Here is a 15,278-nt window from a genome sequence, read left to right as displayed (position 1 = left end):
TTGCAACCGGCGAATGCGGAAGGGTGCCATGGAACGCAGTGTTGCGGGATATCTTGATCGGTGGTCGGCAAGACCGGGCGATGACCTTCAGGTTTATGTCAGTTCGGACACACCCGGTTCATACCCGATCCGTGTCGTTCGTCTGTTCGGCTGCGATAGTCGCTGTGATCCGCCGACCTATGCCGAAGAGCCGGCAGGTTTCAATTGTGCGAAGGTGCTTTACGTCGCCCGCCACCCCACGATCCCCGGCTCTTACGTAAAGGTCGATTGCAGCCGCCAGCCGCTTGCCGTTCCGGAGCGGGTCACGCTGACATTGTTCCTTCACGCCAGCGTTTTGCTGCCGCACGATGCAATCATCGCCAGCTTGAACGCGGATGCCGTCGTTGTTGGAATCGATAGCGGTGGGCATCTCTTCGTGGAGGGCGGCGGTGTGCGCATCTCCGCGCCCTCCGCACTCTTGCCACAGCGTTGGATGTTTCTTGCATGCACGATCGACAGGTCGGGCGGCACGACCTTGCTGTGCTGGAAAACGCTCGGTGGAAGGGGCAGTGATGAATCCGAAGGCGGGTGGCTGACGCAGTCCAGCGCGCTGCCATCGACATCGTCGCTTACGGAGATCAATAGTCTGCACTTCGGTGCTGGTGCAAACGCGGAAGCGCGCCGCGGCTTCACGGGAAAACTCGAGGCGCCCGCCATTCATGCGGGCAGCGTCGCGGAGAGCGATCTCGGGAGGCTGATCGCAGAGACGGGAGGGGCGTCCATTCTGCCCACGACCATCGCGGCATGGGATTTCGGCCGCGATATTGGAACTGAAAGCGTGTCCGAATGTATCGCGGGGCGGCACGGCGAAACCGTGCAGCAGCCGCTCCGCAGTGTCACCGGTCGTCTGTGGGACGGCAGCGCGTTCGATTGGAAGCATGCACCGGCGCATTACGGCGCGATCCGGTTTCATGTCGACGACATGGCCGATGCCGGTTGGCCGGCCGCCTTGCGGCTGAAGATTCCGGAAAGCGTGCCCTCGGGCCTTTATGCGGTTCGGGTCGGTACAGCGCCGGACTGGGCGTGGATGCCATTCTACGTGCTACCCCAGAAGGGCGCGGCAACGTCGGATGTGGCCTTTCTGGCTCCGACGGCGAGTTATCTCGCCTACGCCAATGTCATCGTGCCGACCGTGATGCCCGAGCATGTTGCGCAGATGAACCTGGATGGCCCGACCGACCGGTTTCTGCTTTCGCATCCCGAGTTCGGCTATTCGCTATATGAAACGCATCCGGACGGCGCCGGTAAGGCAGTCAGCACCTGGCATCGGCCGATCGTCAACGCAGCGCCGTGCACGGTCAACTGGGGCTTCACCGCAGACGGAGACATTATCGCCTGGCTGAAGGCCATCGGTCAGCCGGTCGACATGCTCACCGACGACGTGCTCGACCGGGAAGGCGAGGCACTCCTCGCGCCCTACCGAGTGGTCATCACGGGCACGCATCCCGAATACTGGTCGCTACCGATGATCAAAGCAGTGCGCGGTTTTCTGGATCGCGGTGGGCGGCTGATCTACATGGGCGGTAACGGCTTCTACTGGCGCGTTGCATTTCATCCCACGCTACCGGGCGTCATGGAGGTCCGCCGTGCGGACGACAGCACGCGCGGCTGGCGGACAGAATCCGGCGAATATTTCAACAGTTTTGACGGCGGCATGGGCGGCCTCTGGCGTCATCAGGGACTGCCACCGCAGCGGCTGGTCGGTGTCGGCTTCGCGGCGCAGGGGTTCGGCGGCGGACGCCCGTATGAGCGCACGGACGCTGGCCATGATCCCCGTGCGGCTTTCATCTTCGATGGCATCGAGGGTGATATTATCGGCGATTTCGGCAGCCATGGCGGCGCTGCGGCTGGGGAGGAGATCGACAGGGCAGACGCCGCGCTCGGTACGCCGGCGCACGCGCTCGTTGTCGCCTCGGCAAGAGGTTTCAACGAAGCGATGCTCCGCGCCAAGGAGGAACTGCTGATGACCGTGCCGCCCGGCATCGCCGACCCCGATGTTCGCGCCGACATGACTTTCTTCGAAACGCCGGCGGGCGGTGCGGTGTTTTCCACCGGCTCGATCTCCTGGAGCGGCAGCCTTGCGCACAACGGCTACGCCAATTCCGTGGCGGGCGTGACGGGGAATGTTCTTCAGCGGTTTCTCGATCCCCGGCCATTTCCGTATCCGGGCCGCACGCTTTGATGGAGGCACGACATGTTCAGGCTTGATGGGAAATGCGCGATCGTCACCGGGGCTGCGTCCGGCATCGGCGCGGCGACTGCCGAGCGTCTGGCCGCGGCGGGCGCCCGGGTTTCCACGCTCGATCTCACGCCTACGGAGGCACTCTCCGCCAAAACTGGCGGCGTCGGCATCACGGTCGATGTGTCCGATGAAACCGCCATGTCGGATGCGATCTTGCGTGCGTCGGCAGCCATGGGCGGTCTCGACATCATGGTCAACAATGCCGGGATCGGTGATGGCGAGGCGCTTCTGGAAGGGCATGGCACGGCGCTTTACGAACGCATGTTCCGCGTAAACACGCTCGGCGTCGTGATCGGCACGCGGCACGCGGCGGCGATCATGGCCAGGCAGCGCCGGGGCGGCGCGATCGTGAACACCGCCTCGCTGGCCGGCACCTTCGGTTTCCCCACCTACGGCGCCTATACCGCTTCGAAAGGAGCAGTCGTATCTTTCACGCGCGTGGCGGCAACAGAGCTTGGGCCACTTGGTATTCGGGTGAACTGCATCTGCCCGTCCACCGTCGATACGCCGATGATGGATGATCCCTCGGCGGCGGCAGAGGGCGCCATGATGGCGATGGCGACGCCGCTCGGCCGTATCTGTAAACCAGGCGAGGTGGCGGCGCTCATTCATTTCCTCGTCGCGGACGACTGCGCCTTCGTCTCTGGGCAGGCGGTGCTGATCGACGGCGCCGTAACCGCTGGTTTCGCGCCCGCGCTTGTCGAGACGCTGGTCGCCGCGGCCGTGCAGCGAGCGATCTGAACGGCCGAAACCGACTTCAGCAGAATATCCAGCAGCGATTTAGGGCGCAGGCAAAGGGAAGGACGTGCATGGAAAAGGAACTCGCCGGCAAGGTAGCCTTCATCACCGGAGCAGGAAAGGCGCGGGGAATGGGTGCCGTCACTGCCGCAACGCTAGCCGCCAGGGGCGCTACCGTGGTCTTGTCCGATCTTTGCCGGGCGCGGCCGGAACTGCATTGGGGGACGCTTACGGTAGGGGATAGCCCGGAAGAGCTCGAACGACTTGCCGCGGAAATCCGCGCCATGGGTGGGAATGCCCATGCCATCGCTGTGGATGTGACCGATCGTGCGCAGGTGGAGGCGGCGATGGCAAACTGTGTCGACCGCTTCGGCGGGATCGACATTCTGTTCAACAATGCCGGCACGGTCGCGGGTGCCGCGCCGTTTCTGGAGGTGAGTGACGCGGATTGGGGGCTCAGCTTCGCCGTCAACGTGCAGGGCATGATCAACACCTGCCGCGCGGCCATTCCGGTTATGCTGACGCGCAGCGGCGGCGCGATCGTCAACAACTCCTCGCTGCTGGGCATCACGGCGGTTGCCGGCTACAGCGCCTACACGACGACAAAGCACGCCGTCATCGGTCTCACCAAGACCATCGCAGCAGAATTCGGCGGCGGCGGAATTCGCTGCAACGCGATTTGTCCCGGCATGATCCAGACGCAGATGGGCGTGACCGAGGCCCAGATGATGGCGCGTGAGCACGGCGTCAGCATGGAAGAGGCCAAACAGATGATGTCGGCTCCGGCCGCGCTGCGCCGATGCGGCACGCCCGAGGAAGTGGGTGACGTCGTAGCCTTTCTAGCCGGGCCGCAGTCCCGCTTTCTTACGGGCCTTGCTGTGCCGGTTTCGGGTGGTTTTCCTATGGGGCTGTGAGTCGTATCCTTCCGAGTTCAGGATAGAGGATGCCGCACACGGCGCCGTTTGTTTGACTTCACCCTCTTCGCTTGTATCACTTGGGCAGGTCTGGAGATTCCATTCAGGACCAAGATGGCAGATCAACAGACGGACACCGAATCGCTCGACGTTTTCGATCGGATCATAGATGCGATCGTCACCAAGCCACAACGTGGTTGTCCCCGTCGATCATCGAACGCATCCACGCCAGCGATATCCCGCGTGGTCTCACGCGTTCACGTCTGCTCGAAGCCGATGTTCCGCTCGACTGGGGCGAGCAGGAGCGTGTGCTCGGATTCTGCTGAGCACATCTTCCTCCGCATCACCGCAGCATCACGAAAATGACCGTGCGCGAATTTAATGCGCCATATAGACACGCGCCGAAAAATCGCACGAATTAAAGTGCAGAGACACGTCTGTGCAGGGGGGGGGGGCGCAACACCCGCACTCGCAAACGCCTTAGAACTGCGGCCCTCTCGGGCCGCCCGTCGCGAGAATGCGAAATCTAAAGTTTTCCAGAAATGAATGGTGCGTAACGCAGTCCATGGCGCACAGGTCTCAGGGAGTATTTTCCCTGTTCTGCGGGAATTTACAGGGAAAATTGGACAGAAAACAGGGGAAAAGATTCTGCATGGCTTGTTGAAAGCCCTGAAAATCTGTGCTTTCTAGGCGAAATTCTCTACTCCAGAAAACAGGGAAACAATCGTCAGTAACAGGGAGACGCAGTCGGCCAATCAGGGAGCCCTGTCAGCGACTGGGAACCGAAAAGCCGGAGCGCGATGGCGTATGTCGGCCAACAGCTCGGGATTATGGCCGTCGTTACTGGCATGAGAGGCTTTGATCGCACTTTTATCAGACCGGCGCATCGCCTGTTGCTGGCTATGCATCAATGCCGACCCGCCCTGCGGTCAACCGACCGGGCGACGGAGCGCCTTTTCGACGAGGCCAGACGCACCAGCGACTTCCGGATCACGAACTCCGCACGCGCGACGATATGTTGCCGCCACGCCGCCTCGTCGGGATAGAAAAAGTGCCTCAGCGCAGTGCGAATTCTTTGACCTTCAGGCGACGCCGCATCACCATGATTGTATAGCCAGCAGTCCTCGATCTGCAGGCCGAGCAGATCCCCTACGGTGAATGTTCCGAATTCGAGCGTAATGGCGAGTGTGCTCCCCCCGAACCTGTCCTCGATTGCCGAGCAAATATCGCCTTGCACCTTGTAAGGCAGCGATGAATCGCTTGCATTCACCCGGATCAGCTCATCACCGAACACTTCGGCCGCCATTCGCGAAGATACCGAATCCGGCATCGCGATCGAGAGGATTAAGCCGCTGCCATAGTCGCCTAGGCCGGTATGAAAATCGATTGCGACAGCCCCTTCGATACCCGCACAATGATCGTCTAGAATCTGCCTTAGCGTCCGGTTCGACCACGTCGGCGCCTGCCCGCCGAAGCCCACCCCATCGGGATGCGCATACTGGCCTTTGAACAGTGCCGTGGCGAACTCCGCTTCGCTGTGCGAAGCCTGAAACGCGGCAACGGCCGGGGCACCTGCCGCCCGGTCGCGCATCACGAGCGCCTGATGCAGTTCCTCATAGTGCGCGTTTCGGGGAAGGCTTTGGCTGAAGTCGCAAAAGTTGCGATTGAGATCGACATTGTCCTCGGTCTGGCGCCTGCTCCAGGCACATCCCCAGGGATTGATGATATGGATCAGCAGCACTGCCGTGCCTGGCGGCAACGCCGCGATGCCACCGCCCTCGATCCAGTGAATCTGGCATCCCGAACCTGCCAGCCCTTCCAAGCCGTGCGTGCCGCTGACAAGAACCAGAAGCCGTTTCGCCTTTTCCGGCCCGCCCCACGCCGCGACTGTTTCGAGCGCTTCTCCGTCTGGCCCGACAATTGGGTGCGGATAGTGCTTCACCGCAAGACCGTGCCGAGCGCAGCAATCCAAAAAGGCACGGTTGGCAGCCGACCAGTCGCGATGGAAACACTGTTCTATATCCGGCGTAAGGCTCATGCCCCCCCCTATACGAAAAGCTGGACGCTTTTCAGCGCGGTGTAGGCGGCGAGGCCCTCTATGCCGCTTTCGATGCCGAGACCGGACTGGCCGTGCGGCTCGAGGGGAAGCGCCCCGAACTTGGCGCCTGCCGACGGCGTGCCGGTACCACGGATCACCAGCTCTCCCACATTCAGATCGCGGATCATACGCTGCGCAGTGGCGAGGCTTTGCGTCCACACCGTCGCCGAAAGACCATAAACCGTGGCATTCGCAAGAGAGACGGCTTCATCGATGGTTGAGAACGGCAGGATCGACAGAACGGGCCCGAAAATCTCCTCCTGCGCGATCCGCATGTCGGTCGTGACATTGTCGAAAACGGCTGGCGCCACATAATAGCCCTCTGCCGATGCGTCGCCGCCGCCTGCACGCAGCGATGCACCGGCACCGAGACCGCCTTCGATATACCCCATCACCTTGTCGCGCTGACCCGCGCTGATGAGTGGACCGAAGGTTGTCCCGGGATCAAGCGGATGGCCAGGCACGATCCCTGCCACGCGCGCGAGGAGTCTTTCGACCAAGGCATCCTTCACGGACTGGTCAACGAGTAGTCGTGTGCCTGCGGTGCAGACCTGCCCCTGGTTCCAGAACATGCGCGCCATCACGCCGTCCGCCACAAGATCAAGATCGGGTGCGTCGGCAAACACGATATTTGGCGATTTGCCGCCGCACTCCAGAACCAGACGCTTCATGTTCGAAGCCCCGGAGGCCTGCAGCAGCCGCTTGCCGGTCGCGCTCGATCCCGTGAAGGACAGGAGATCGATATCCATGTGGTGCGCGATGGCGTCTCCAACGGTCGCGCCGAGGCCCGGCACGACGTTGAACACACTCTCGGGAACCCCGGCTTCCACAGCCAGCGCCGCAAGTCGCAGCGCGCTTAGCGATGAGAGCTCGGAGGGCTTGAGGACGAGGCTGTTGCCGGTTGCGAGCGCCGGCGCGAGCTTCTGAACCGCGAGCACCAGCGGGAAGTTCCAGCCGACGATACCCGCCGCCACGCCGCGCGGAACACGCACGGCGAGCGCAAGCGAACGACCGTCGGTTGGATGCACCTGACCCAGGACATGATCCGCGGCCTCTGCCGCATGGCGCAGGATGCCGATCGCAAGCGGGACATCGACATTCAGGGCGTCGCGGATCGGCTTGCCGACATCCAGCGTTTCGAGAAGCGCCAACTCCTCTGCGTGCGCCGCCATCAGGTCTGCAAGGCGATGCAGAACGGCCTTGCGATGATCAACGGATGCATGCGCCCAGATGCCGCCGTTGAACGCGGCGCACGCTGCTGCAACAGCGCGGCTGACATCCTCGCCGGACCCAACTGCGAAGCGCGCAAGCAGCGATCCGTCCGCAGGATTGAACTTATCGAACGTGTCGCCCGACAGTGACTCCACATAGCGCCCGCCAATGAAGGGCCGGGTTTCGAACGCAATTTCTCTGGCACGGGCCGACCAGTCGACCCGCTCTGCATCATCAGCCATGATGTCTCTCTGTCTGTTATCCGTTTCGGTCTGCCAGGATCATGTCGGCAGCCTTTTCCCCCACCATGATTGATGGTGCGTTGGTATTACCGCTTGGCACGGTCGGCATGATCGATGCGTCGATGATGCGGATGCCCTGCAGTCCGCGCACGCGCAGCCGCTCGTCAACCACCGCAAGCGGATCGCTGCCCATCTTGCATGTGCCAACCGGATGATACGCGGGGCCGGCGGTCGACCGCACATAGGCTTCGAGCGCGATATCGCTGTCCACGCCTTCGTCCGGCGAACATGCGCCTTCGAAATAAGGGGCGAAGGTTTTCGTGCGGAACAGTTTCTGCGCGATGCGAATACCCGCGATCGTCGTGTCGATGTCGCTCTGCGCGCCCATCAGGTTCGAAAGGATGCGCGGCGGTTCGTGCGGGTTTGCCGAGCGGAGTTCGAGTGTGCTGCGACTGTCCGGGCGACACTTGTTGATCGCAAACACCACCGCCGGTCGATCCAGGAGTTTGAGCCCGTCGGCCTCGAGCTTGTAACCCGTCGGCACGAAGTGAATCTGGATATCGGGCGACGCAACTTCCGGCCGTGTCTTCACGAATGCGCCCGCGTGCGCGATCGGTGTACCCGCTGGCCCCTTGCCGAAGAGCAGCCAGTTGAGACCGTGGATCGGCCATTTGTGGAGGCCGAGTTCCGTATTGTACGTCGAGACGTTGACGTAACCCGAAACCCAGACAACGGCGTGCTCCTGAAGGTTCTGGCCAACGCCCGCCATGTCCCGTACCGGCTCGATCCCGTGCGAGCGCAGATGCTCGGCAGGGCCGATGCCGGAACGCATCAGGATCACCGGCGACATGATTGCGCCAGCCGAAAGCAGAACCTCGGCACCCGCACGCGCCGTGACTGTCGCGCCGCCGCGTTCGTATTCCACACCGACGACGCGCGTGCCTTCAAGGATCAGGCGGTTCACCGTTGCGTGGGTTTCCACCTTCAGATTGCTGCGATGGCGAACAGGTGCAAGAAAGGCTTGCGCCGTGTTGTTGCGCCGTCCCCGCCTGATCGTGCCTTGAATGGGGCCGACGCCCTCCTGCTCCGCGCCGTTAAAGTCTGGGTTGTACGGTAGCCCGATCTCCATCCCGGCCTTCACGAAGACGTCGGTCAGGCTGTGCGGCGAGGCGACATGGGAAACGGTAAGCGGACCTTCGGCGCCATGATATTCCGACGCGCCGTGCGCATTGCGTTCGGATCGCCGAAAATAGGGGAGAACATCTTCATAACTCCAGCCGCGGTTGCCGAGCTGCGCCCAGTGATCATAATCCTCGCGCTGACCGCGGATATAGATCATGCCGTTGATGGAACTGCTGCCGCCCAGAACCTTGCCGCGCGGCCACAGGTCAGACCGTCCGCCAAGCGACGGGTCGGGCTCGCTCATGAACCGCCAATCGAACTTGGGATTGTTGATCGCACGGGCTTCGCCCGCGGGAATACGCACGTAAGGCGAGGCATCCGACCCGCCGCTTTCAAGAAGCAGGATACGCGTTTTCGGGTTCTCACTCAGTCGGTTTGCAAGAACGCACCCGGCCGACCCGGCCCCGACAATGATGTAATCCCAGTTCATACCCGCCTCCCGCGTGGGTGACCTGAACGGCCTCCGCCACCGCCTACCACTTCAGCATCGCACGCACGCCGATGTGACGCGGAGGCAATGGGGTTTCGTAGACCACGGTCTGAAACGGCGCAGCCCATTTCCGGCTGACGTTGTATTCATCGAAGAGATTGTCGACGAAAAGCGCCAGTTCCCAACGATCAGATTCGAGGCGAACGCTCGCATCCCAGATGTCATAGGAATCGATGTCGAGGAACGGATCGAAAGGCGGCGCACCGTTGCCAGCGATCGAGCTGCCGACATAGCGGTATTGAGCCGTCCATACGAGATCCAGGCCACCGCCGACCGCATGTGTATAGTCGAGCTGCGCCGAACCGCTCCACTTCGGGACGTAGGGAATGCGCTCACCCGCACGATCGACGCCTGTCCCAGGGTTGAAATACTCGTCGAACTTGGCATCGACATAGCTGAGCGAGCCCGAGAGACTCAGCCCCAGAAATGGACGGGCAGTGCTTTCAATCTCGAAACCCTGGCTTGTCGAGCGACCAACATTGTCGATGGATTCAACTGGAATACCACCGATTTCACGGATCGTGCCGAGTTGCTGATCCTTTACCTTCACAACAAATGCCGCGGCGTTGAAGGTCAACTTGCGATCGAACAGCGAGCTCTTGATGCCGACCTCGTAGTTCATCGACAACTCGTTGTCGAAGGGGATGCCCGAGGCGATGTTGCTCGCCGGGTATTTCTGGAAGCCGCCCGCCTTGAAGCCCTCGGCGACGGTCGCGTAGGTCATCACATTGTCGTTCCAGCGGTACGATACCGACGCCATCGGCGAGAAGCGCGAGAATGTGGCATCTGCGCGCGTATCGAAAATCTCGCTGCTGCCGAGGTTGACGACGATGACCGAACCCCACTGCCGCGACTTCACCTTCTCGCGAGAATAGCGCCCGCCCACGGTCAGATCGAGATTTTCCACCGGACGCCAGGTCGCCTGACCGAACACGGCAAAACCGCGGTTTTCGAAGCGCGCCTGCTCATCGACAACATTGTCCGGGCTGAAGATCGGCGGGAAGGTCGAACCGGTCCCATCCGCCAGTCCGAAATCGCGATCCTGATCATAGACGGAACGGAAAAGATAAAGGCCTGCGAGCCAGTCGATATTGCCATTCCCTGGATTGGATGCCAGGCGTAGCTCCTCGGAAACGAGCGACTGGTCGATTTTCTGGCTCTGGAAATTTCCGCTGGCTACCGCACTGCCGTCCCAGTCCCAGAACACCGCCGTTTCAGTTTCAACAGCACCGGTGATCGACGTCAGCGTCGCAGGCCCGAGATCCCAGTTCATGGTGAGCGCAGCATTGCGGACATTATCCTTCAGGTTGCGCACTTCGCCGTCGAAAACCTTGTATTTCGCGCCGCCTTCGGGAACACCCGCGCCGAGTTGCCCACCCCAAGCGTGAGAGAAGCCGGCTGTCAGAATGACCTCAAATACGTCGCTAGGCAGAGCGCGAAGCGTTGCCCGCGCCGAGCCGCGACCACCCTTGTCCTGATGTTTTCCGAGCGTAACGTTGTCGAAATAACCGTCTGTCTGTTCGACCGCACCCGATACGCCGAGAAACACCTGATCCGAGAGCGGGCCGCTCGCAGACCCCTTCAGCTTGAACGTCGAATAACTTCCAGCTTCCGCCTGCACCTTGCCGCGGAATTGCGCGTCGGGTTTCCGGGTCACGAGGTTGAGCGCGCCGCCCTGCGTGTTTCGGCCGAAGAGCGCGCCTTGCGGACCACGCAGAACTTCCATGCGCTCCAGATCGAGGAATCCGGCATCGAAGTTCATTTTCGGTTGATAGACGCCATCAATAAAAACCGCGACCGAGGATTCGAGAGCCGCCGTCGCGCCGATGCCGCGCAGCACGATGTAGGTTTCGCTCTTCGTCGGACCGAACGTCTGGTTCTGGCTGAACGAAAGGCTGGGGACGCGTCCGACGAGGCCTTCGCTGCTTTCAATGCCTTTCTGTGCAAGTCCTTCCCCGGAAAAAGCGGAAACCGCGACCGGCACATTCTGCAGCGATTCCTCGCGCTTGCGTGCCGTGACCGTGATTTCCTCAACCTCATCCGCAGGACTCTGTGCCGACGCCTCCAACGGCACGAGAACCGGAAGCAACGCCACTGAAGCAAAGGCCCGCCAGGCCCAATCCCTTTTCATGTTGAACGCCCTCACTGCATGGCCCCAGTTTATCTAGTTGGGGTCGTCTCCCGCAGCAGGGGATAGCGCAACGCCGGGAACGAAACTTTCGAATATGACAGAAAGATTTCGGAGATCGTTCGAAACTGTGGAATTTCAGCTCGTACGAACGCGCGCCTGACGGGGCGAATGGCCGAAACGCGCCTTGAAGGCCACTGCAAAGCTGCTCTGATGCTCATAACCCACTGCCAGCGCGATCGCGGAGATCGCCTCATCGGTGTCTTTCAGCAGCCGATCGGCATGGTCAAGCCGGACGCGCTGGCTAAAATCGAAAACGCTTTCACCAAATACATGCTTGAAACCTTGCACCAGCTTGGTTCGGTTCAGGCCCACACGACGTGCAAGCTCCGGAATCGTCAGGGGGTTTTCCAGACTAGCGGCCAGGATTTCGCGTGCTTCATGAAGCGCTTCAATATCACGGCTGCGCAGAAGCAAGGGGGGGTCGTCATCATCTGCCTCCCGGATCAGCGCATCCACCAGCATACATACAAGATCAAGCATACGCGCGTGCGTATGGATGTGACGCACGGCGGCGACATACGGGGGGTTTAGCAGATCGTTGATCGCCTGCATCATTTTGCTGGTAAGCGGCAGATCGCGACAGAAGAAATCAATGCTTCCGCCGGAGATGTAATTCGCCAGTTCCCGCGGAAGATGCTCAGGATTGAGTTGAAGCGTATCCGTTATAAGACTGGGACGACAGCACAGCGTCAGCGAACGCTCCGCAACATCATCGCTGTATATGTCATCCTTGACGAGGCCCTGCGGATGCAGGGCAACAACCGAGCGCCCTCCCCTCAGCCGGAACTCGTGATTCCGGTCAAACCGGACGATATTGTCTCCGGATAATTTGAAATGAAATTTCAAATGATCGACACCGTCAACGCGATCCACGACTTTTCGGTAGTGTCGGACGTCCGTGACAATGGCGTGGAGGTCGTCATTGATCCGCAGAAACTCCCTAAACCCCTTGCCCTGAGAAGGGTCGATCACAGCTCGATTGCTGATGACCTGGTGATAAGACGTCAAGGCGCCGCTCGATTCAGCAGGTGCCGCTTCACCAAGCTCAGAAAAGCCGCGATTGAGCGAAAATCTTGTCGAAATGGGCTGGGCGATATCCGCGCTGTAAAGCGTGTCTTGCGGCATGAATCCTCCGGGAACGGGTATTTCCGACTCCACACCAGAACCCTACTCGGGCTCTGCCCACCTGACCAGCCCCTCGCCAGCCGATGCAAAGGTCAGAGCTGAATTGGCGCTAAAGCTCTATAGTCGTACCATAAAATTATAGTATCCAGAACCGATTGAGGCGACTGTACTCGGCCTCCTTCCGACGAGAGAACATGTTCGAGCGACGGGTGCGTCCCCTTGCTGTCGAATAGCATCACGAGTGGCAGGCAACAGGACTTTTGCCCGCACGCCCGCAGGTATGTTCACACGAACTGACAATTCGCCGCCTGAGAATCCCCACCGCACACTGGCCGGGCCACAAGGCGTCCATTGCTCAGCCTCGCACCAGTCAATACGGGGATCGAAATGGGGACGGATCGCAATCTCGCTCCAGCCCGGGGTCACACCGCGCAGGCCTGCGACGTCCTCGAACAGCCACTGCCCCACCGAACCCAGCGCAGCGTGGTTGAAAGAGTTCATGCCCGGTTCGGCAAAGCCATCACCATAGCTGTTCCAGCGCTCCCAGATCGTGGTCGCCCCCTGCTCGATCATGTAGCCCCACGATGGATACTCCTTCCGCAGCAGCAGATCATATGCCACATCTGCGTGGCCGTTTTCGCTGAGCGCCGCCATCACGTATCGGGTTCCGATAAAACCGGTCGAAAGTGCCCGGCCCCTTGCTTCGATTTCGGAAACGAGGTGGCGCGTCATGCGGGCACGCTTGTGGGTGGGAACAACGCCCGAGGACAGAGCAAGCGCATAGGCGGTTTGCGTCGGACTCGTAAGCCGCGCATCATCCTGGAGAAAATGCGTGCCAAAGCTCGCCTTGATCCGCTTGAAGCACGCTGCAAAGCGACGTCTCTCGGCAGTACGGCCGAGCGCACTGGCCATGTCGGCCATCATCGATGCGATCTGAGCGTAAAGGCTCGTGGCGATAAGTGCCACGTCAGTCGGTGCATCGAGATTAAGCCAGTCCCCGTAATCATTACCTGCTCCCCTCCTGAGCCCGTCGGGGAAGCGCCGTTCAAGATTGTCCATCCACGCCATCATCGGCTGCCAGCACCGTGCGATCAACGCAGTGTCACCGTACCTACGCCAAAGCGTCCAGGGGACCACCACAGCAGCGTCGGCCCAACCCGGAGCACCATCTGCAAAGAAATCGAAAGCAGGCGAGATGAAAGGTGCTATATCCGGTATAGTACCGTCCGCAGCTTGTGCGTCCCATATGTCCTGAAGCCATTTCGCAAAATACTGCCGGACATCGAAAAAGGCCGCAGCCGTTCCAGCAAAAAGCTGTGCATCACCGAGCCAACCCAGTCGCTCGTCGCGGCTCGGACAATCGGTCGGCACAGATTGCAGATTGCTGCGTAGACCCCAGCGAATGTTCTGCTGCAAACGTTGAACCAGCGGGTGACCACAGGAGAAGCGTCCCGAAACGGGGAGGTCGGCATGGAGAACGCGCGCAGAAACACTCTGAATGTCGATATTCTCGATACCGGTCAGCTCGGCATAGCGGAAGCCATGGATTGTATAGCTGGGTTCCCATCGGCGAACGCCATCACCAGCGCATACATAAGTATCCGCCTGAGCCGCTCGTCCAAGATTAGCAGCATAAATGCGTCCTTCAGCATCGACCATCTCGCCGTGTCGGATGTGAACCGCGGCCCCGGATTTTCCGGAGAGCGCAAGCTCGACCCGCCCCGCCAAATTCTGTCCGAAGTCCACCAGAAGTCGTCCGGCGCTGCGCAACACTACCGTCGGCACAATATCCTCAGTGACACAAACCGACGGCGAAATTTCAGGCTCCAGAACTGTCCCATCGCGCGGCTTTGTCGTCACCGCTAGCCAACTTCTGTCGTCGTAGTCAGGGCTATCCCAGCCCTCAAGTTCCTGGCGTGCATCATAGACCTCGCCGTTCAGAAGGTCTGAATAGGCAATCGGCCCATGCGAAACTCGCCACGCCTGGTCACTCACGATCCTTTCGTGCGTGCCGTCTTCATAGTCCAACGCGAGCTGACAAAGGTACCAGGGCTGCGCGCCGTAGTGGCCCGCAGGATACTTGGCGTGTTCCGAAATACGCCCACTGAACCACCCCTCACCCAGCACGGCGCAGAGCGCATTGTCTCCCGGGCGCAACAGATCAGTAACGTCGTGCGTCTGATATGCAATCCGACGGTGGTAGTTCGTCCAGCCAGGCGTCAGGGCAGGACGACCGCAAGCAACGCCGTTTATGCTCGCCCGATAGAGTCCGCGCGCCGTGGCATGAAGTCTTGCGCGATGTACGGGCCGATCGAGCCGGAACGCGCGGCGCAGATAAAGCGCGGGAAGACCACCAAAGTCATTGTGATGCGCATCTGATCGCAGAGCCGGATGCGGTGGACGCCAGCACGGAGCAGGCGGTAAACGTTGCCCGATCCAGTCGCCGTGCCAGGTTCCTGGAGCCATCCTCCAGGTCGCCACTGCACTCCATGGCCCCCAAACCCCAGCCTCGTCTTGCAGCCGGACCTGCCAGCTGTATTCGCGCTCGGGGATCAAGGCGCGGCCCGCGTACTGAAGCTGGGGTAGCCCCGTCCAACATATGACACCGGTATCCCAAATGAGCGGCGTCTGGTCGTCGAGAGGCAACAAGCCAGTTGCGACGCGAACCCGAAAAGCAGTTGGCATCCTCCCCAAGCCAGGCGCCGAAAGCCTCCAGGTCAGTACGGGATCAAAATTGCCAACTGCCAAGGGTTCGCATTGCCCCGCACACTGCAGATTTTCTGCTCGCATCGCATTTGCTCTCGC

General features: G+C 60.8%; 10 protein-coding genes. 4 read left to right on the top strand and 6 right to left on the bottom strand.

Annotation, left to right across the window (positions count from 1 at the left end; all coding sequences use genetic code 11):
* Nucleotides 1–28: 28 nt before the first annotated feature.
* From ACE3TJ_RS12500 to ACE3TJ_RS12485, 4 genes are all read left to right on the top strand, one after another.
* A complete protein-coding gene (locus tag ACE3TJ_RS12500; RefSeq protein ID WP_374596595.1) occupies nt 29–2,221 on the top strand; it encodes a N,N-dimethylformamidase beta subunit family domain-containing protein in 2,193 nt (730 codons plus the stop codon).
* 12 nt (nt 2,222–2,233) lie between these two features.
* Nucleotides 2,234–3,022 (top strand): SDR family NAD(P)-dependent oxidoreductase, encoded by a 789-nt coding sequence (locus ACE3TJ_RS12495; protein WP_374596593.1) that lies wholly within the window; start codon nt 2,234–2,236, stop codon nt 3,020–3,022.
* Between the two features lie 68 nt (nt 3,023–3,090).
* A complete protein-coding gene (locus tag ACE3TJ_RS12490; RefSeq protein ID WP_374596591.1) occupies nt 3,091–3,933 on the top strand; it encodes an SDR family NAD(P)-dependent oxidoreductase in 843 nt (280 codons plus the stop codon).
* A gap of 197 nt (nt 3,934–4,130) precedes the next feature.
* Nucleotides 4,131–4,259: a hypothetical protein gene (locus ACE3TJ_RS12485; RefSeq protein WP_374596589.1), complete on the top strand. Its 129-nt coding sequence runs from the start codon at nt 4,131–4,133 to the stop codon at nt 4,257–4,259.
* A 581-nt stretch (nt 4,260–4,840) separates the two neighbouring features.
* Here ACE3TJ_RS12485 and ACE3TJ_RS12480 read toward each other — a convergent pair.
* The 6 genes from ACE3TJ_RS12480 to ACE3TJ_RS12455 form a co-directional block, all read right to left on the bottom strand.
* On the bottom strand, nt 4,841–5,971 hold the full coding sequence (locus tag ACE3TJ_RS12480; RefSeq protein WP_374596587.1) for a DUF2817 domain-containing protein: 1,131 nt from the start codon (nt 5,969–5,971) through the stop codon (nt 4,841–4,843).
* 8 nt (nt 5,972–5,979) lie between these two features.
* Complete coding sequence (locus ACE3TJ_RS12475; RefSeq protein WP_374596585.1) at nt 5,980–7,485, bottom strand: aldehyde dehydrogenase family protein; 1,506 nt, start codon at nt 7,483–7,485, stop codon at nt 5,980–5,982.
* 16 nt (nt 7,486–7,501) lie between these two features.
* A complete protein-coding gene (locus ACE3TJ_RS12470; RefSeq protein ID WP_374596583.1) occupies nt 7,502–9,097 on the bottom strand; it encodes a GMC family oxidoreductase in 1,596 nt (531 codons plus the stop codon).
* 43 nt (nt 9,098–9,140) lie between these two features.
* Nucleotides 9,141–11,288: a TonB-dependent receptor gene (locus tag ACE3TJ_RS12465; RefSeq protein ID WP_374596581.1), complete on the bottom strand. Its 2,148-nt coding sequence runs from the start codon at nt 11,286–11,288 to the stop codon at nt 9,141–9,143.
* Between the two features lie 135 nt (nt 11,289–11,423).
* Nucleotides 11,424–12,473: a helix-turn-helix transcriptional regulator gene (locus ACE3TJ_RS12460; RefSeq protein ID WP_374596579.1), complete on the bottom strand. Its 1,050-nt coding sequence runs from the start codon at nt 12,471–12,473 to the stop codon at nt 11,424–11,426.
* A 117-nt stretch (nt 12,474–12,590) separates the two neighbouring features.
* The gene (locus ACE3TJ_RS12455; protein WP_374596577.1) at nt 12,591–14,939 is read right to left on the bottom strand and encodes a family 78 glycoside hydrolase catalytic domain; all 2,349 of its coding nucleotides are present in this window, start codon (nt 14,937–14,939) and stop codon (nt 12,591–12,593) included.
* Nucleotides 14,940–15,278 lie beyond the last annotated feature (339 nt).

Source organism: Sphingosinicella sp. (assembly GCF_041916975.1).
In the GTDB taxonomy this organism is placed as follows: Bacteria; Pseudomonadota; Alphaproteobacteria; order Sphingomonadales; family Sphingomonadaceae; genus Sphingosinicella.
The sequence above is the reverse complement of the archived record's forward strand: the minus strand, read 5'-3'. Positions and strand labels throughout refer to the sequence as shown.